The organism is Rhodopseudomonas faecalis, from assembly GCF_003217325.1.
Taxonomy (GTDB): domain Bacteria; phylum Pseudomonadota; class Alphaproteobacteria; order Rhizobiales; family Xanthobacteraceae; genus Rhodopseudomonas; species Rhodopseudomonas faecalis.
Map to the genome: position 1 here is coordinate 75,457 of NZ_QJTI01000014.1, position 17,201 is coordinate 92,657.

General features: G+C 66.0%; 16 protein-coding genes. 13 read left to right on the top strand and 3 right to left on the bottom strand.

The features are described 5' to 3' along the window. Positions 1-134: 134 nt before the first annotated feature. Entirely contained in the window at positions 135-1,085 is a 951-nt protein-coding gene (locus tag BJ122_RS12410; protein WP_110781309.1) for a hypothetical protein, read from the top strand. A 306-nt stretch (positions 1,086-1,391) separates the two neighbouring features. On the opposite strand, the gene grpE is transcribed toward BJ122_RS12410, so the two are convergent. Together grpE and hrcA are read right to left on the bottom strand one after the other, a co-directional pair. Continuing rightward, positions 1,392-2,000 (bottom strand): nucleotide exchange factor GrpE, encoded by a 609-nt coding sequence (gene grpE / locus BJ122_RS12415; protein ID WP_110781329.1) that lies wholly within the window; start codon positions 1,998-2,000, stop codon positions 1,392-1,394. 102 nt (positions 2,001-2,102) lie between these two features. Continuing rightward, positions 2,103-3,191, bottom strand: a complete 1,089-nt coding sequence (hrcA, locus tag BJ122_RS12420; RefSeq protein WP_110781310.1) for a heat-inducible transcriptional repressor HrcA — start codon at positions 3,189-3,191, stop codon at positions 2,103-2,105. Positions 3,192-3,337: 146 nt separating this feature from the next. On the opposite strand from hrcA, the gene rph reads away from it, so the two are divergent. The 3 genes from rph to hemW are packed head-to-tail and all read left to right on the top strand — an operon-like array spanning position 3,338 to position 5,919. Next, positions 3,338-4,051, top strand: a complete 714-nt coding sequence (rph, locus tag BJ122_RS12425; protein ID WP_027278869.1) for a ribonuclease PH — start codon at positions 3,338-3,340, stop codon at positions 4,049-4,051. Positions 4,052-4,085: 34 nt separating this feature from the next. Beyond that, positions 4,086-4,712: an RdgB/HAM1 family non-canonical purine NTP pyrophosphatase gene (gene rdgB / locus BJ122_RS12430; RefSeq protein ID WP_103011907.1), complete on the top strand. Its 627-nt coding sequence runs from the start codon at positions 4,086-4,088 to the stop codon at positions 4,710-4,712. Positions 4,713-4,761: 49 nt separating this feature from the next. After that, complete coding sequence (gene hemW, locus BJ122_RS12435; RefSeq protein WP_110781311.1) at positions 4,762-5,919, top strand: radical SAM family heme chaperone HemW; 1,158 nt, start codon at positions 4,762-4,764, stop codon at positions 5,917-5,919. Positions 5,920-6,159: 240 nt separating this feature from the next. Here hemW and BJ122_RS12440 read toward each other — a convergent pair whose 3' ends face one another. Then, the gene (locus BJ122_RS12440; RefSeq protein ID WP_245407719.1) at positions 6,160-7,299 is read right to left on the bottom strand and encodes a penicillin-binding protein activator; all 1,140 of its coding nucleotides are present in this window, start codon (positions 7,297-7,299) and stop codon (positions 6,160-6,162) included. Positions 7,300-7,532: 233 nt separating this feature from the next. Here BJ122_RS12440 and rsmI point away from each other — a divergent pair, with 233 nt between their 5' ends. From rsmI to olsB, 9 genes are all read left to right on the top strand, one after another. Then, positions 7,533-8,474: a 16S rRNA (cytidine(1402)-2'-O)-methyltransferase gene (rsmI, locus tag BJ122_RS12445; RefSeq protein ID WP_110781312.1), complete on the top strand. Its 942-nt coding sequence runs from the start codon at positions 7,533-7,535 to the stop codon at positions 8,472-8,474. After that, positions 8,461-8,850 (top strand): YraN family protein, encoded by a 390-nt coding sequence (locus BJ122_RS12450; protein ID WP_110781313.1) that lies wholly within the window; start codon positions 8,461-8,463, stop codon positions 8,848-8,850. Before rsmI ends, BJ122_RS12450 begins: the two co-directional genes overlap by 14 nt. A 39-nt stretch (positions 8,851-8,889) precedes the next feature. Further along, complete coding sequence (gshB, locus tag BJ122_RS12455; protein ID WP_110781314.1) at positions 8,890-9,831, top strand: glutathione synthase; 942 nt, start codon at positions 8,890-8,892, stop codon at positions 9,829-9,831. Positions 9,832-9,970: 139 nt separating this feature from the next. Next, positions 9,971-10,702, top strand: a complete 732-nt coding sequence (locus BJ122_RS12460) for a LuxR family transcriptional regulator (RefSeq protein WP_110781315.1) — start codon at positions 9,971-9,973, stop codon at positions 10,700-10,702. A gap of 82 nt (positions 10,703-10,784) precedes the next feature. Beyond that, positions 10,785-11,441: an acyl-homoserine-lactone synthase gene (locus tag BJ122_RS12465; RefSeq protein ID WP_110781316.1), complete on the top strand. Its 657-nt coding sequence runs from the start codon at positions 10,785-10,787 to the stop codon at positions 11,439-11,441. Next, positions 11,438-11,698: a hypothetical protein gene (locus tag BJ122_RS12470; RefSeq protein ID WP_110781317.1), complete on the top strand. Its 261-nt coding sequence runs from the start codon at positions 11,438-11,440 to the stop codon at positions 11,696-11,698. The genes BJ122_RS12465 and BJ122_RS12470 overlap by 4 nt, the downstream gene beginning before the upstream one ends. A gap of 107 nt (positions 11,699-11,805) precedes the next feature. Then, positions 11,806-13,344 carry a YifB family Mg chelatase-like AAA ATPase gene (locus tag BJ122_RS12475; protein ID WP_110781318.1) on the top strand — a complete coding sequence of 513 codons (1,539 nt, stop codon included), beginning with the start codon at positions 11,806-11,808 and terminating at the stop codon, positions 13,342-13,344. 197 nt (positions 13,345-13,541) lie between these two features. Then, entirely contained in the window at positions 13,542-15,794 is a 2,253-nt protein-coding gene (locus BJ122_RS12480) for an ATP-binding protein (protein WP_110781319.1), read from the top strand. A 147-nt stretch (positions 15,795-15,941) separates the two neighbouring features. Further along, positions 15,942-16,895: a l-ornithine N(alpha)-acyltransferase gene (gene olsB / locus BJ122_RS12485; protein WP_110781320.1), complete on the top strand. Its 954-nt coding sequence runs from the start codon at positions 15,942-15,944 to the stop codon at positions 16,893-16,895. Positions 16,896-17,201 lie beyond the last annotated feature (306 nt).

The following is a 17,201-nucleotide window of genomic DNA, read 5'->3' on the forward strand; positions in this document are numbered from 1 at the left end:
GCCGACAAACACCGGGTCAGCTTCGACCGTGCCAACGCCTGGCATGCAACCAGAGCTTCTCAAGCCGTGAGCTTTCCATCCAAGGCCGCCTGTTCCACCATGGTCCGGCCGCAATGCAACCGCAGTAGACGAGCATGAATCTCATCCGACATTTGCGCGCGGCCGTGTTGGTCGCCGCCAGCCTTCCTCCGCTGATCGCCGCAGCACACGCGGCCGATGCGACCTATCCGCGGGGCATCCGCATCGGCCTCGCCCCGCTTGAGGGGCTGGCCCCGGCCAAAAGCTTCGTCGGCTTTGAAAGCGCCGATGGCGAGGTCAAAGTGCTGATGACCGAGCTGCCCCCGGCGGCCTATGGCGAAGTGGAAGCGGCGTTCAAGGCGCAGCCCGAAGGGGTTGGCGGCATCAAGCCGCAAAGCCTCGAGACCGCCTCGGGCAAGGCTTACTACACGGTCGAAAGCGGCAAGGACGGCGACACGCCGGTGCGGCGCTATTCGATGATCGTCTCGGGCGGCGCGTTTTCCGGCTATGTCGCGGTTCAGGTCGCCGAAAAGCGCAGCGCCGCGGTGACCGACGACAAGGTGCGCGAGATGTTTGGCACCGTCACCACCCGCAAGGATGTGCCGGTCGACGAACAGCTCGCCTTGATGCCGTTCAAGATCACCGAACTTGCTAATTTCAAGATGGTGCGGACGCTGGCGCCCGGCTCGGCGCTGCTGCTCGGCGACGCCGACAGCGAAGCCAAGATCGAGACCGCGCCGTTCATGGTGCTGGGGCTAATCGGCTCGGCGCCCGACAAGAGCGACGAGCGCGCCCGGTTCGCGCAGCAGGCCGCCGCCCAGGTGCCCGGACTGCGCGATGCCCGCATCACGCTGTCGGAGCCGGTGCGGATCGACGGCGCGCAGGGTTTTGAAACCCGGATCGAAGCGGTTTCCGGCGCCGACAAAACGCCGGTGACCGTGGTGCAATGGCTGCGGTTCGGCGGCGGCAGCGTCGCGGTGCGCGTCATCGCCAGCGCGCCGCGCGAGGGCTGGTCGAGCGCGTTTCCGCGGTTCCGCGCGGTGCGCGACGGCATTCGGATGCGCTAGCGCTGTTCGGTTGTGATGGCATCAGAACCGAAGCTCTAACTTGATGTTCTGATACCATCGGGTCGTATCAAAGACCGTCATACCCGCGCTTGTCGCGGGTATCCACGTCTTAAAAGCAAAGCAAGTTCAAAGGCGTGGATGGCCGGGACGAGCCCGGCCATGACGTGCGGAGGGGTTGGTATCAATCGCCATTGGCATGACGCGGACACGAACCAGCATCCACTGCGCTCGACAACGCGATCGATAAAGTTACGGCGGTTCTGAAGGATCAGAACCGCCGCTGAATCGGCCTGATTGAGAACAGACTTACGCCGCGCCGTTGCTGGAAGCGGGGGCCGGCTTGGCGCCGCCCTTGGACACGCCGACCATCGCCGGACGCAGCACGCGGTCGCCGATGGTGAAGCCGGCCTGCACCACTTGCAGCACCGTGCCGGCCGGCACCGTTTCGTCCGGAATTTCGTACATCGCCTGCTGGAAGTTCGGGTCGAACTTCTGGCCGGTCGGGTCGAACTTCTTGACGCCGTTCTTCTCCAGCGCGTTGAGCAGCGAACGCTCGGTGAGTTGCACGCCTTCGATCAGCGCCTTGAGGCCGGCATCGGCGTTGTCACGGGCGTCGGCCGGCACCGCGTCGAGCGCGCGCTGCAGATTGTCGGCAATCTCCAGCACGTCACGGGCGAACGAGGTCACGCCGTAAGTGCGGGCATCGGCCACCTCGCGCGTGGTGCGCTTCCGCAGGTTTTCCATTTCGGCCAGCGTGCGCAGCATCTTGTCGCGCGTTTCGGCCAGCTCCTTGGCGATCGCCTCAGCCGCGTTCGGCTCTGGATCGTCCGGCATGACGTAGGGCTTTGAGACCACCGGCTCGGCGGCGGCCGCCGGCTGCTCCGGAGTGTCCTTCGGTCCATTGGAATCGGTCATCATGCTGCCTTTTGCGAAAATCGTCAGGAATGGGAGGGAGATGTTGGCGGGGATATCGTGTTTGCACCGCGGAAATCAAGCTTGCCCGGCGCACACCACCCCTTAGCCGCCCAGCATCTGGCTCATGACGCGCGCGGTGTAGTCCACCATCGGGATCACACGCGCATAGTTCAGCCGTGTCGGCCCGATCACGCCGAGCACGCCGACAATGTGGCCGGCGGCATCGCTATACGGCGCGACGATGGTCGATGATCCTGACAATGAGAATAGTTTGTTCTCAGAGCCGATGAAGATGCGCACGCCTTCGGCAGTCTCGGCACGGCCGAGCAGATCGATCACACCGCGCTTGGTTTCCAGATCCTCGAACAGCAGCCGCACCCGCTCCAGATCATCAAGCGCGTGCAGGTCTTCCAGCAGATTGCCATGGCCGCGCACGATCAGCTGACGCTGATCATCGTTACCGCCCGACCAGCTCGCGACCCCGGCCTCGATCACCTTCTGCGTCAGCTGGTCGAGTTCGGCGTGATCGCGCGCCAGCGCGATTTCCAGTTCGCCGCGCGCTTCCGCCAGCGTGCGGCCGCGAATCCGGGCATTGAGGAAGTTCGACGCTTCGACCAGCGCCGACGACGGCACCCCGGCCGGCACCGCCAGAATGCGGTTCTCGACCTGGCCGTCTTCCGACACCAGGATCACCAGCGCGCGGTCGGGGTCGAGCCGCACGAATTCGATATGTTTCATCCGGGCGTTGGATTTGGTGGTCAAAACCACCGCCGCCGCCCGCGTCAGCCCGGACAGCCGGCTCAACGCCTCGCCAAGCGCGGCCTCCACCGATTGCGCCTTGCCGACCGAGGCCAGCTGCGCCTCGATCGACTGCCGCTCCGGCTCGGTCAGGTCGCCGACCTGCATCAGGGCATCGACGAAGAACCGCAGCCCGAGTTCCGTCGGCAGCCGGCCCGCCGAGGTGTGCGGGGCATAGATCAGGCCGAGCTGCTCGAGGTCCTGCATCACATTGCGGACCGAGGCCGGCGACAGCGGCACGGTGATCAGACGGGCGATATTGCGCGAGCCGACCGGCTCGCCGGTAGCTAGATAACTCTCGACAATCTGCCGAAAGATCTCCCGCGAGCGTTCATTGAGCTGCGCGAGCCCGGCATGTGGCGCGATCAGGCCAATCGGATCAATGTGAGCCAATGGGTCCCTCCTTGGACTTCTAATTTGTCCATCCTGCCGGCCGGAGACAAGTCCGGCCTTGCGGCCCTATGCCCTTGCCGCGGCGGCCCGCGCCCCCTAAAAGCACCGCCATCGACCTTTTCCCGACAATGACCGGAGGACATCCCATGCGGCCGAGCCGACGTGCGCCGGACGAATTGCGCGCCGTGACGCTGGAGCGCGGTGTGGTGAAATATGCCGAAGGCTCCTGCCTGGTGCGGTTTGGCGACACCCATGTGCTGGTCACCGCCTCGCTGGAAGAACGGCTGCCGCCGTGGCTGAAGGGCCAAGGACGCGGCTGGGTCACCGCCGAATATGGCATGCTGCCGCGCGCCACTCTGGAGCGCACCCGGCGCGAAGCCTCGACCGGCAAGCAGAACGGCCGCACCGTGGAGATTCAGCGGCTGATCGGCCGCTCGCTGCGCGCCACCGTCGATCTGGAAGCGCTCGGTGAGCGCCAGATCACCGTGGACTGCGACGTGTTGCAGGCCGATGGCGGCACCCGCACCGCCTCGATCACCGGCGCCTGGGTGGCGCTCGCCGACTGCCTGAACTGGATGGCGGCGCGCAACATGATCAAGGGCAAGGTGCTGCGCGACAACGTGGCGGCGATTTCTTGCGGCATCTACAACGGCACCCCGGTGCTGGACCTTGATTATGCTGAGGATTCCGAAGCGGAGACCGACGCCAATTTCGTGATGACCGGCGATGGCCGCATCATCGAAGTGCAGGGCACCGCCGAAAAAACCCCGTTCACGCAGGACGAGTTCCTGGCGCTGATGGCGCTGGCCCGCAAGGGCGTCGGCCGGCTGGTCGAACTGCAGAAGATTGCAGTGGCGTGATTTTGTCGCGCGCGCAGCTGGCGTAGGCTTGGTCATGCACCGACGAATCACTGGCAAGCTCGTGATTGCCACCCACAATCCGGGCAAGCTCGCCGAACTGCGCGAGCTTCTGGCGCCCTATGGCGTCGAGGCGGTCTCGGCTGGCGACCTTGGCCTCGGCGAGCCCGAGGAAACCGGCGACACCTTCCAGGCCAATGCCCGCATCAAGGCGCAGGCCGCCGCCGCGGCAGCGCAACTACCTGCGTTTGCTGACGATTCTGGGCTTGCCGTCGATGCGCTCGACGGCGCGCCCGGCATCTATTCGGCGCGCTGGGCCGGCGAGGGCAAAGACTTTCTGGCCGCGATGACCCAGATCGAGCGGCTGCTCCAGGAACGCGGCGCCAAAACACCCGAGCTGCGCACCGCGCATTTCGTGTCGGCGCTGTGCGTCGCCTGGCCCGACGGCCATCTTGAAGAGGTCGAAGGCCGCGCCGACGGCACGCTAGTCTGGCCGCCGCGCGGCACCGCCGGCTTTGGCTACGACCCGGTGTTTCTGCCCGATGGCCATGGCCGCACGTTTGGCGAGATGACCAGTGTCGAAAAGCACGGGCTGCCGCCGCTCGGCCTGGGGCTGTCGCACCGCGCCCGCGCCTTCATGAAGCTGGCGGAGATCTGCCTGTGATCAGCCACCGCGCGATTCAGATCGCACCCAGGCCGGGGCCATCCCAGCCATGACGGCGCCGTCTGAATCCGCCTTCGGCGTTTATGTGCACTGGCCGTTCTGCCTGTCGAAATGCCCCTATTGCGACTTCAACAGCCACGTCCGCCACACCGAGATCGATGAAGAGCGGTTTTTGCGCGGTTTTGTGCGCGAAATCGAGACCACGGCGGCGCGCGCGCCCGGCCGGGTGGTCTCCTCGATCTTCCTGGGCGGCGGCACGCCGTCGCTGATGCAGCCGGCCACGGTCGGCGGCATTTTGGACGCGATCAGCCGCTGCTGGCCGGTCGCGGCCGACTGCGAAGTGTCGATGGAAGCCAATCCGACCAGCGTCGAAGCCACGCGCTTCCTCGGCTATCGCGCCGCGGGCGTGAACCGGCTGTCGATCGGCGTGCAGGCGCTCGATGACGCCTCGCTGCAAGCGCTCGGCCGGATGCATAGCGCGCAGGAGGCGCGCGAGGCGATCGCGATCGCCCGCGCCATCTTCCAGCGTTACTCATTCGACCTGATCTACGCCCGGCCGGACCAGACGCCGGCGCAATGGGGCGATGAATTGCGGCTGGCGATCGCCGAGGCCGCCGAACATCTGTCGCTCTATCAACTGACCATCGAGCAGGGCACGCCGTTTTACGGGCTCTATAGCGCCGGCAAGCTGACGCCGCCCGATGAGGCGCTCGGCCGGGAATTGTATGATCTCACCCAGGAGATCTGCACCCAGCACGGCCTGCCGGCCTATGAGATTTCCAATCATGCCCGGCCCGGCGCGGAATGCCGGCACAACCTCGTCTATTGGCGCGGCCAGGAATATGCCGGCATCGGCCCCGGCGCCCATGGCCGGATCGATATTGACGGCATCCGCCACGCCACCGCCACCGAACGGCGGCCGGAAGCCTGGCTGATGCGGGTCGAAACCAGCGGCGATGGCGTCACCACCGACGACGCGCTGACCCGCAGCGAACTCGCCGACGAATATCTGCTGATGGGACTGCGGCTCGCGGAGGGCATCGATCCGTTGCGCTATCAGGCGCTGGCGGGGCGGCCGCTCGATCCGGCGCGGATCGCGGTGCTGCGCGACGAGGGCGCGATCGTGATCGACGCCGATGGCCGGCTGCGCGTCACCCAGTCCGGTTTTCCGTTGCTCGACGCCGTGGTCGCCGATCTCGCCGCGTGAGGCGGCCGTTCCGAGACGCTGACCCGGAAGCCATCAATCATTGCAAAATATCGGGATTCCGGGTTCGCGAGCTACCGCTCGCGCCCCGGAATGACGGGACGTGGTGTTTACAAAAACCCTTCCACACGTCATGGCCGGGCTCGTCCCGGCCATCCACGCCTTTGATTCTGCAGCGCTTTTAAGACGTGGATACCCGCGACAAGCGCGGGCATGACGGATCCATGGTGGCGACCACTGGCCTTACGCGCCAAAACTCTTGGGCGAACCGGCGACTGGCTGGCTGCCGCCGGAGGCAACGCGCATTACCGCCAGGCCGCGTTCATTGCTGCCATCGGAGCGAAACCGGAACAGACCGTCGATGCCGGCAAAGCCCGACGGGTTGGTGAGCACATCCGCCGTAAAGCGCGCGCCCTGGGTGCGCGCCAGCGCCGCCACCAGCGCCACCGCGTCATAGGCCAGCGTCGCGGTGCGCACCGGCTCCTGGCCGAATTTGGCACGATAACGCCCGGCAAAGGCGCGGAAGCCCGACGGGTCTGGCGCCGCATACAGCCCGCCCTGCAGCGGCTGGCTGCCGAACACCCGCGGATTGTCCCACAGCCCGGTGCCGATCAACTGCACCCGGCTAAGATCGGCGCCGCTCGCGGCCAGTGCCTCGGCGATGCCGGCCAGCGCCTCGCCATCATCGGCGAGCATCAAAGTGTCGGCCGAAGCCAGCGCCTGCGCGATGGTGCGCGCCGGGCCGTTGCGATCGGCGCCATATTTTTCAAAAGCGACGATCCGGCCGCGGCGGCGGCTGACCGCCTGTTTGAAAGCGCCCTCGACCACATTGCCATAGGCGTTTTCCGGCAGCAGCGCCGCAAAGGAGCGTTTGCCGATCGAACCGGCGTAATCGACGATGCGGTTGACGTCGGATTCCGGCAGAAAACTGAGCAGATAGACGCCGCGCCCGGCGACGCTGGAATCGGTCGAGAACGCGATCAGCGGCACGTTGCGCGCCCGCGCCGGCTGCGCGGCGGCCGGCACCGACTGCGCAAACAGCGGCCCCAGAATGATCTCGGCGCCCTCGTCGATCGCCTGTTGCGCGCCCTGCTGCGCGCCTTGCGGGCTGCCGCCGTCGTCCTTCACCAATAGCTGGATGTCGGGATTCTGGAATTCAGCGAGCGCCAGCTCGGCGGCGTGCTTCATCGATTGCGCGGCAACGCCGGCATTGCCGCTGGCCGACAGCGGCAGGATCAGCCCGACCCGCACCTTGCCGGTGCCGAGCGCCGTGCCCTGCTGCGGCGCTGCTGCCGGTTCGGTCGACGAACCCGAGGAGCCGAACGGGCCGGTCAGGCTCTGCTGCACGCCGGCGCAGGCGCTGAGCAGCGGCGCTCCCAGCATCAATCCCACCGCAGCCCGGCGTGTTGGCTGTAAGCTGCGTTGTTGTGAGTCGTGCTGTTCTGTCATGATCTCTTCCACCGATCCGACCGGCGGGATCGGACTTCACTTCCTGACGTTCGCCGCCATTGAGCCACCGCGCCGAAGAATGGTTAACTAGGACAAAAGGTTTAAGCCGTGCCGCGGGATCGTGCAATTCCCCGACCGTATCTGCAATGCCCGCGAGAATGACACCGATGCGCAGCACCCCCGCGATTCACGACACCACCGATCAGCCAGCCGATCGCGGCTTTCTGATCGCGGGCCAGCGCGTCAAGGCGCCGAAAATCGCGCCGGGCCTGTATCTGGTCGCGACCCCGATCGGCAATCTCGGCGACATCACCTTGCGGGCGCTGGAAACGCTGGCCGCGGCCGATTGGATCGCCTGCGAAGACACCCGGGTGACGCGGCGGCTGACCGAGCGCTATGGCATCGAGGCGAAACTGCTGCCCTATCATGAGCACAACGCCGCTCAGGCGCGGCCGAAAATCCTGGACAAGCTCAGCCAGGGGCTGGCGATCGCCTTGGTGTCCGATGCCGGCACGCCGTTGATCTCCGATCCCGGCTTCAAGCTGGTGCGCGAAGTCTGCGCGGCGGGCCTTTCGGTGCACGCGCTGCCGGGACCATCCTCGGTACTGACCGCGCTGACGGTGGCGGCGCTGCCGACCAATCAGTTTTTCTTTGAGGGTTTTTTGCCGTCGAAACAGGGCGCCCGCCGGGCGCGCGCCGGCGAATTGGCGCGGATCGGCGCCACCTTGGTGCTGTTTGAATCCGGCAACCGCATTGCCGAGGCGCTGCACGACCTCGCCGCGGCGATGGGCGAGCGCGAAGCTGCGATCTGCCGCGAACTGACCAAGCTGCATGAGGAAGTGCGGCGCGGGCCGCTGCACGAGCTTGCCGCGATCGCGGACGAGCTCGAAACCCGCGGCGAATTCGTGCTGGTGATCGGGCCGCCGCCCGCCGACAGCCAGCAGGTCAGCGCCAGCGATCTCGACCGGCTGCTCACCGACATGCTGCAGCAGACCAGCGTCAAGGATGCGGTGGCGCAGGCCGCCGAACTATCCGGCCGGCCGCGGCGCGAGGTCTATGCGCGCGCGCTGGAGCTGACCAAACTGAGCGCCGCCGATGGCGAGCACTGAGCGCATCCCGCCCGACCCGGAACGGGTAGCGGCGTTCCGCACCGGCGTTTCGGCCGAGGCGCGCGCGGCGGCTTTTCTGACCGAGCAGGGCTATCGGATTCTGGCGCAGCGCTTTCGCACCCGGCAGGGCGAGATCGATCTGATCGCGGCCAAACGCGGCCTGGTCGCCTTTGTCGAAGTCAAAGCCCGTGCCCGGCTCGATGACGCCGCCTATGCGGTGACGCCGCGCCAGCAACAGCGCATCATCGCCGCCGCCTCGATGTGGCTGGCGACGCATCCCGAGCACGCCACCGATGAGCTGCGCTTTGACGCCGTGCTGATCGCGCCGCGGTCATCGCCCCGTCATATCACCGCGGCATTCGACGCCAGCCCGTAGGCCGGCCTTCTTCATTTCTCAATCACTGGAAACTGCGCAATGAGTTTGAACGTCCTGGTCCAGATGGACCCCATCGACCGCATCAATATCGCCGGCGATTCGACTTTTGCGCTGCTGTTGGAAGCGCAGCGCCGCGGCCATCGGCTGAGCTACACCACGCCCGACCGGGTGTCGCTGCACGGCACCGACGTCGTCGCCGCGGTCGATCCGCTCACGGTGCGCGATCAGAAGGGCGATCACTTCACGCTCGGCGAGCGTCAGCGCGTCAATCTGCGCAGCTTCGATGCGGTGCTGCTGCGCCAGGACCCGCCGTTCGACCTTGCGTACATCACCAGCACGCATTTCTTGGAGCGCATCCATCCCGATACGCTGGTGATCAATGATCCCGCCAGCGTCCGCAACGCGCCGGAAAAGCTGTTCGTGATGGATTTCGCCGAACTGATGCCGCCGACGCTGATCTCGCGCGATCGCGATGAGATCAACGCGTTTCGCGAGACACATGGCGCGGTGGTGATGAAGCCGCTGCACGGCCATGGCGGCGCAGCGGTGTTTCGGGTGCTGCGGCAGGACCTGAATTTCGGCTCGCTGTTCGACATGTTCGCGGTGACGTTCCGCGAACCGTGGGTGATCCAGCGCTTTCTTCCCGAAGTGAAGCACGGCGACAAGCGTATTATTTTGATCGACGGCGAATTCGCCGGCGCCGTCAACCGCGTGCCGGCCGCTGATGATTTGCGCTCCAACATGGTGCGCGGCGGCGGCGCGCAGGCGACTGATCTCAGCGCCCGGGAGCGCGAGATTTGCGCACGGCTCGGGCCCGAATTGCGCAAACGCGGGCTGATCTTCGTCGGAATCGACGTCATTGACGGTTATCTGACCGAAATCAACGTCACTTCGCCGACCGGCATCCGCGCCATCGCGAGGCTCGGCGGCCCGGATATCGCCGCGCGTTTCTGGGACACGATCGAAGCTAAGCGGCGCTAACGACCGATTAAACAAACGGCGGAACGCGGACTGGTAGCGGAACAGCAACCGTTCGCCGATCTGTCGACTTGTCATCTCCATCCGCCAGGCGCAAAAATGAGCAGTTCCAGACAAGACGTCCACGGAGGGACCGGCAAAGATGAGCGTCGGCGCAAGCCACGAGTGGGGGCGACGGGCGCTCGAATTTGTCGACGCCGTCGGCCGGCTGAGTGCTCCCGACCTAATCGAGAAATTCGAGGCCCAGATCGCGGCCGCCGGATTTCACGCCTACATCATGGCGGGGCTGCCGGCGATCGGCAGCTCGCTGACCGATCTCACCATCGCCAATGGCTGGCCTGAAGCTTGGTTTGAAATCTACGAAAAAGAAAACTTCTGCCAGGTCGACCCGGTGCCGCGCCATGGCTGCTCGACCGTGCAGCCGTTCGAATGGTCCGAAGCGGTCTATGACCGAGACAAAGAGCCGCAGGCCCATCAGGTGATGACCTGGGCCGCGGAGTTCGGCCTGAAACGCGGCTACTGCATCCCGCTGCATTACGACGACGGCGGCGCGATGATCAGCATGGCGGGATCGGACCCCGAGCTCGACCCCGTCTCCAAGAGCGCGCTGCAGCTGATCAGCATCTACGCACATAATCGCATTCGGGCGCTCAATCGGCCGAAAGTGCCGCGCCGCGGGCCGTTGACGCCGCGCGAGCGCGAGATCCTGAAATGGGCCGCGGAAGGCAAGACCTCCTGGGAAATCTCGGTGATCCTCGACCTATCCGAACGCACCGTGAAGTTTCACCTGATCGAAGCGTCGCGTAAGCTCAACGCCGTGAACCGCACCGCGGCGGTCGCCAAAGCGCTGGCTTGGGGGCTGATCAAGCTCTGACCTGTCCGATCGGACAGTAGGCTGCACGTCCACGAACTACCAATCTCCGCTTGGCATTTCAGCCTTGAGGGGAGGTTCGGTGATGGAAGTGCATGTCGTCCGCCGCGAAAACCGTCGACTCTACGCAGCTCTGCTTGATGACTATTTCCGCATCCGGCACGACATCTATGTCGGCGAGCGTAAATGGACTGAATTAGCTCGACCTGACGGTCGCGAAATCGATCAGTTCGATACCGACGAGACGGTTTATCTGCTGGCGCTCGATCACGGCGCGATCGTCGCCGGCATGCGCATGGTGCCGACCCAATCGCCGACGCTGCTCAGCGAGCTGTTTCCGCAATTAGCACTGAACGGCCCGGTCCACCGCTCGGATATCTACGAGTTGTCGCGGATTTTCGTGGTGCCGCGCAAACGCGGCGAGCATGCCGGTCCGCGCTATGAGGCGGTGATCCAAGCCGCGGCGATGGAATACGGCCTGTCGATCGGACTCGCCGCTTTCACGATCGTACTCGAAACCTGGTGGCTGCCGCGCCTGCTCGATCAGGGCTGGCAGGCGAGGCCGCTCGGACTGCCGTTCGACATCAACGGTCTCTCCACCGTAGCGGTCATGGTGGAAATCAACGACCTGGCTTGGACCGAAATCTGCCGCCGCCGGGCGGTGCCCGGAGCGATGCTGGTTTGGCAGGGCCTCGCTGAGATCCCGCGCCAGCCGCTCACAACCTTCATGGAGGCAACATGAGCCGCGAAGTATTTCAGGAATTCAACGTGGGGTTGGGCGGAGCCACGGCGGTGCGCCCGCTTGGGAAGGGGAAGGATATGACTGGCAAGGATCGCGTCGAACAGTTGGTGAAGACCATCGATCGCGCCATCACCCAGGCTGAAGATCTCGGGATGACGCACGCGGTTCGGGTGTTGATGGTCGCGCGGCTCGAGGTCGACCTCTCCGAGATCGCCAATGAGAGCAAGCCCGACGGTCAGCCCCGTCTGCCCGCTTGAACCTGTTGAGGCGCCGCGGAGAGCCGCTGCGGCGCCGGATCTGTTCATGGCCTGTTCTTGCGCAACCCAAGGTTACACGCTAGCCTTGCTGCACGGGGAGCAGCGCCATGGTGCAGCGGGTTTCGACTGTTGCGTTCGAGGGCATTGAAGCGAGAACCGTCGATGTCCAGGTGCAGGTCGCACCGGGATTGCCGGCGTTTTACGTGGTCGGCCTCGCCGACAAGGCAGTGTCCGAGGCGCGCGAGCGGGTTCGCTCGGCGCTGATCGCTTCGGGTTTGGCGCTGCCGGCGCGGCGCATCACCGTCAATCTGGCGCCCGCCGATCTGCCCAAGGAAGGCAGCCATTACGATCTCCCGATCGCGCTCGGGCTGATGGCGGCGATCGGTGCGATCCCGGCCGATGCGCTGGCCGGCTACACCGTGCTCGGCGAGCTTGGCCTTGATGGCTCGATTGCCGCGGTCGCCGGGGTGCTGCCGGCGGCGATGGCCGCCAATGCCCGCGACGAGGGCCTGATCTGTCCTGCGGCGTGCGGTGCAGAAGCGGCCTGGGCCAGCCCGGACCTGCCGATCATCGCCGCCAGCTCGCTGATCCAGATCGCCAATCATTTCAAAGGCACTCAGGTGCTGAGCCGGCCGCAGCCGCGCGTGCACAGCCCCAACGCCAGCGCGCTCGACCTGCGCGACATCAAGGGCCAGGAGAGCGCCAAGCGCGCTTTGGAGATCGCCGCAGCGGGCGGGCACCATCTACTGATGATCGGGGCGCCCGGGGCCGGCAAATCGATGCTGGCGGCGCGGCTGCCCTCGATCCTGCCGCCGCTGACGCCGGCCGAACTGCTCGAAGTGTCGATGATCGCCTCGGTCGCCGGCGAAATCCGTGACGGCGCGCTGACCGCGCGGCGACCGTTTCGGGCGCCGCATCATAGCGCCAGCATGGCGGCGCTGACCGGCGGCGGTCTGCGCGCCCGGCCCGGCGAGATTTCGCTGGCGCATCAAGGCGTGCTGTTCCTGGACGAGCTGCCGGAATTCGACCCGCGCGTGCTGGATGCGCTGCGCCAGCCTTTGGAAAACGGCGAGGTCGCTATCGCGCGCGCCAATCACCGCGTCACCTATCCGGCGCGTTTCATGCTGGTGGCCGCGATGAATCCCTGCCGCTGCGGCCGCGCCTATGAACCCGGCTATGCCTGCAAACGCGGCCGGGTCGAGCGCTGCACCGCCGATTATCAGGGCCGGATCTCCGGGCCGCTGATGGATCGCATCGATCTGCGCATCGAAGTGCCGGCGGTGTCGGCGGCCGATCTGATCCTGCCGCCGCCCGCCGAGGGCTCGGCCGAGGTCGCAGCCCGGGTCGCCGCCGCGCGTGACCGGCAGCGGCAGCGCTATGCGGAGGCCGGCGCGCCGCAGATCCGCACCAATGCCGAGGCACCGGCCGCGGTGCTGGAACAGGTGGCGCAGCTCGACAATGCCGGACAGACGCTGCTGCGCGAAGCGGCGGAAACCATGCAGCTGTCGGCGCGCGGCTATCATCGCGTGCTGCGGGTGGCGCGCACGCTCGCCGATCTCGACGGCGCGGCCGCGATCAGCCGGCTGCATCTGGCCGAAGCTCTGTCCTACCGGGCGCTGGCCGAGGATTTTCAGCGCGCGGCGTGACGCGTGCGGTCATCGCTGCAACCGCTGCGCGGCACAGCCGGCCGGCGCGGCTTTAAGTCTCAATCAACCCTGTGACCAAGAGCCGGGGCATCCGCCGCCGATCTCAAACTCTTTGCAAGGTTGCTTCCGCAAAGTGCCACGGCGTGACTGCGCGGACCTTCAACATGCGCGGCAGCAATCTTTGATGGGGTGGCAGGGTGAGCGGACATCAACAATCAGCAGCGGCGCGCGCCGGGGCAGCGTCGCCGCCGCGCCGCGGCATTGGCGCCATTGTCCGGGGTGGCTTCAGTTTCTGTTTCGGCTTTGCCGCGGCCTATGCGCTGCTGCGCATCGAACCGCTGCTGGCGGGCGAGCAGGCCGAAGCTCTGGCGATCGGCGCCGGTTTGCTCGGCGGCTGGTGCTCGACCGTGATCGTGGTGCTGACCGGCGAAGTGTCGCGGCTGCGCCGCTCCGATGCCGAACTCAGCGCCCGCAACGAAGCGCTCGCCGATCGCAATTGGGAGCTGGAAGAAGCCGCGCACCGCGCCAGCACCGTTCTCGATTCCCAAGGCGATCTGATCGTGCTGCGCGACAGCGAGCAGCGCATCCGGCTCGCTAATGATGCGTTTTGCGCCATGGCCGGCAAGCCGCGCGAAGCGCTGATCGGCCATCGCTTTGCCTTCAACGTGCTCGATCACGGCGCCGATTTTATCGAAGCCGACGGCACCCGCGTCTATGATCAGAAGATCGCCACCCAAAACGGCGCGCGCTGGATTTCCTGGCGTGAGGGCTGGGTGCGCTCCGATGCCGGCGAACCGGCCGAGCTGCAATGCGTCGGCCGCGACGTCACTGATCGGATCAACACCGAACGGGCGCTCGCCGAAGCGCGCGATCTCGCCTGCGCTGCTAACCGCGCCAAATCGCGCTTCCTGGCGATGGCCTCGCACGAAATCCGCACGCCGCTCAACGGCATCATCGGCATGAGCGGGCTGCTGCTCGACACCGGCCTGACCGCCGAGCAGACCACTTACGTCAAGGCGATCAAGACCTCGGGCGATGCTTTGTCGTCGCTGATCGAGGAGCTGCTCGATTACTCCAAGATCGAAGCCGGCAAGATCGACCTTGATCTGCGGCCGTTCGCGCTGACCGCGCTGATCGAAGACATCGCCGAATTGCTGGCGCCGCGCGCCCAGGCGCGCGAGCTGGAAATCGCCACCTATGTCGATGAGCGGCTGCCGGCCCAGGTGGTGGGCGATGCCGCGCGGCTGCGTCAGGTGCTGCTCAATCTCGCCGGCAACGCCATCAAATTCACCGAGACCGGCGGCGTCGCGCTGATCGTCGAACCGGGCTTGATGCCCGACGAAGTGCGCTTTCTGGTGCGCGATACCGGCATCGGCATCGCGCCGGAAGCGCAGGCCCGCATCTTCAATGACTTTGAACAGGCCGACGCCCAGACCGCGCGCAACTATGGCGGCACCGGGCTCGGGCTCAGCATCAGCGATCGGATCGTCAAACGCATGGGCGGCCGCATCGAGCTGCAAAGCCAGCCCGGCGACGGCGCGACCTTTGAAGTCACCATCGAACTCCCCGCAGCCGAAGGCGATGCCGCGACCGCCCCGCCGTTCACCGCGCCCGAACTCGACAATCAGGCGGTGATGCTGGTCGGCCGCAACACCATTGAAGCGTCGCTGATCGCGCGCCGCCTCGAGCGCTGGGGCGCGCACACTTGTACGGTGGTTGATCCCGACGTCGCGGCGGCGCTGCTGCCGGAACGGCCCTGGCATGCGCTGCTGATCGATCGCGCCATTGGTGCTGCTGAAGTTGCGGCGCTGGCGGCTGCCGCGCGCCACCACGCCACCCATCGCATCGTGATGCTGACGCCGACCGAACGCCATGAACTGCAAACCATGGACGCCGCGCTGACCGGCTATCTGGTCAAGCCGCTGCGCGCTGCCTCGCTTGCTGCCCGGCTGGCGCTGCCGACCGCCGACGCGCCCGGTATTGCCAGCGACGACGGCGACGACAGCGCGGATTCCGAACGCAGCGTTGCCGTGCCGGCGCCAAGCGGGCTGTCGATCCTGGTCGCCGAAGATAACGAGATCAACGCGCTCTTGATGCGCTCGCTGCTGACCCGCCTCGGCCATCGCGTGCTGATCAGCACCGATGGCGAACAGGCGTTCGATGCCTGGATTGCCGCGGTCTCGGCCGGTACGCCCTATGACGTGATCCTGATGGATCTGCAGATGCCGCGGCTCGACGGCATCGAAGCCAGCAAACGGATCCGCGCTGGCGAGATCTCGCGCGGCGCGGCCCGTACCCCGATCTTCGCGCTCACCGCCAATACGCTTGGCGACGAACGCACCGCTTGCGACGAAGCGGGCATGGACGGCTTTTTGATCAAGCCGCTCGATCGCGACAAGCTCGACGAAGCGCTCGCCAGCATCGTCGCCGGCCGCTGCCTGGCGGCGTAACCCACAGCACAGCAGCGGCACTGTCACGCCGCTGCGGCGCCACCGTCACATCGCGGCAATCTGCCGGTCATACGCCTGTAGGATCGGCGTGATTGTTGACATCTAAAGACCGCACACGATTCGTTCATTGGCGGTCGCGAGGATGTCATGCAGCGCAATCCCACGGAACGCTCGTCGCCGCGCCTGATGCAATTGCTGAAGCCGGAAGCCGCCGGCGCGATCGCCGCGACGGCGATCACCTGGCTGAAAGCGCCGCCTTATCTGCCGCATGGCCGCAAGTCAGCGCCGCGCCCGCTGTCATTGCCATCGGCCTCGCTCGGCAAAATGGGCAATCTCGAAGCGCGGCTCGCCACCGAGAAGCGCGACGTGCGCCACGCCCAAAAGCTGCGCTACAAAGTATTTTACAAAGACGGCGGCGCGATTGCCGATGCCGCGACTTTGCTGGCACGGCGCGACAAGGACGCGTTCGACAAGATTTGCGACCACGTGCTGGTGGTCGATCATGCCGGCAAGCCGACCATGAGCGGCAAGCCGCCGGTGGTTGGCACCTATCGGCTGCTGCCGCAGGCCATCGCCGATCGCCATGGCGGCTTCTATACCGAAAGCGAATTCGAGATTGCCAGCCTGATCGCGCGCCATCCGGAGTCGCGTTTTCTTGAGCTTGGCCGCTCCTGCGTGCTGCCGCGCTACCGCAACAAGCGCACCGTCGAACTACTGTGGCAGGGCATCTGGAACTATGTCCGTCAGCAGCAGGTCGATGTGATGTTCGGTTGCGCCAGCTTTGAAGGCACCGACCCGGACAAGCTGGCGCTGCCGCTATCGTTCCTGCATCACTACGCCGCCGCGACGCCGGAGTGGAACGCGCGCGCGCAAGCATCGCGCTATGTCGAGATGAACCGGATGCCGAAAGAGGCGATCACGCCCAAGGCGGCGATGCAGCAACTGCCGCCGCTGATCAAGGGCTATCTGCGGCTCGGCGCCATGATCGGCGAGGGCGCGGTGATCGACTATCAGTTCGGCACCACCGACGTGCTGATCGTGCTGCCGGTCGCGGCGATCAAGGGACGCTATATCGAACACTTCTCTGCCGAGGCGGCGTAGCCTCGTATGCCAGCGGCTCCTGCCATTGACTCGTCATGCCCGCGCTTGTCGCGGGCATCCACGTCTTGAAAGAGCGCTGCAAGAGCAAAGACGTGGATGGCCGGGACGGAGCCCGGCCATGACATGCGGATAGGTTGGTATCAATCGCCGTTGGTATTACTAAGCGGCCTCGCAGCGACAACCGCGGCGCGCGCCCTCGCCCCGCTCTTGCGCACGGCTGTCCGGGGAATGATTCAACGTGTCGCAGCGCATGCCCGGCCAAACCAGCGCGAAGCGGGTACTTTCTGGTTGTCGAGACTCAGAAAG

What these genes read in the sequence shown, in the direction of transcription:
- BJ122_RS12410 (WP_110781309.1), top strand. Translation starts at nt 135, where the DNA reads ATGAATCTCATCCGACATTTGCGCGCGGCCGTGTTGGTCGCCGCCAGC.
- grpE (WP_110781329.1), bottom strand. Translation starts at nt 2,000, where the DNA reads ATGACCGATTCCAATGGACCGAAGGACACTCCGGAGCAGCCGGCGGCC.
- rph (WP_027278869.1), top strand. Translation starts at nt 3,338, where the DNA reads ATGCGGCCGAGCCGACGTGCGCCGGACGAATTGCGCGCCGTGACGCTG.
- rdgB (WP_103011907.1), top strand. Translation starts at nt 4,086, where the DNA reads ATGCACCGACGAATCACTGGCAAGCTCGTGATTGCCACCCACAATCCG.
- hemW (WP_110781311.1), top strand. Translation starts at nt 4,762, where the DNA reads ATGACGGCGCCGTCTGAATCCGCCTTCGGCGTTTATGTGCACTGGCCG.
- BJ122_RS12440 (WP_245407719.1), bottom strand. Translation starts at nt 7,299, where the DNA reads ATGCTGGGAGCGCCGCTGCTCAGCGCCTGCGCCGGCGTGCAGCAGAGC.
- rsmI (WP_110781312.1), top strand. Translation starts at nt 7,533, where the DNA reads ATGCGCAGCACCCCCGCGATTCACGACACCACCGATCAGCCAGCCGAT.
- BJ122_RS12450 (WP_110781313.1), top strand. Translation starts at nt 8,461, where the DNA reads ATGGCGAGCACTGAGCGCATCCCGCCCGACCCGGAACGGGTAGCGGCG.
- gshB (WP_110781314.1), top strand. Translation starts at nt 8,890, where the DNA reads ATGAGTTTGAACGTCCTGGTCCAGATGGACCCCATCGACCGCATCAAT.
- BJ122_RS12460 (WP_110781315.1), top strand. Translation starts at nt 9,971, where the DNA reads ATGAGCGTCGGCGCAAGCCACGAGTGGGGGCGACGGGCGCTCGAATTT.
- BJ122_RS12465 (WP_110781316.1), top strand. Translation starts at nt 10,785, where the DNA reads ATGGAAGTGCATGTCGTCCGCCGCGAAAACCGTCGACTCTACGCAGCT.
- BJ122_RS12470 (WP_110781317.1), top strand. Translation starts at nt 11,438, where the DNA reads ATGAGCCGCGAAGTATTTCAGGAATTCAACGTGGGGTTGGGCGGAGCC.
- BJ122_RS12475 (WP_110781318.1), top strand. Translation starts at nt 11,806, where the DNA reads ATGGTGCAGCGGGTTTCGACTGTTGCGTTCGAGGGCATTGAAGCGAGA.
- olsB (WP_110781320.1), top strand. Translation starts at nt 15,942, where the DNA reads ATGCAGCGCAATCCCACGGAACGCTCGTCGCCGCGCCTGATGCAATTG.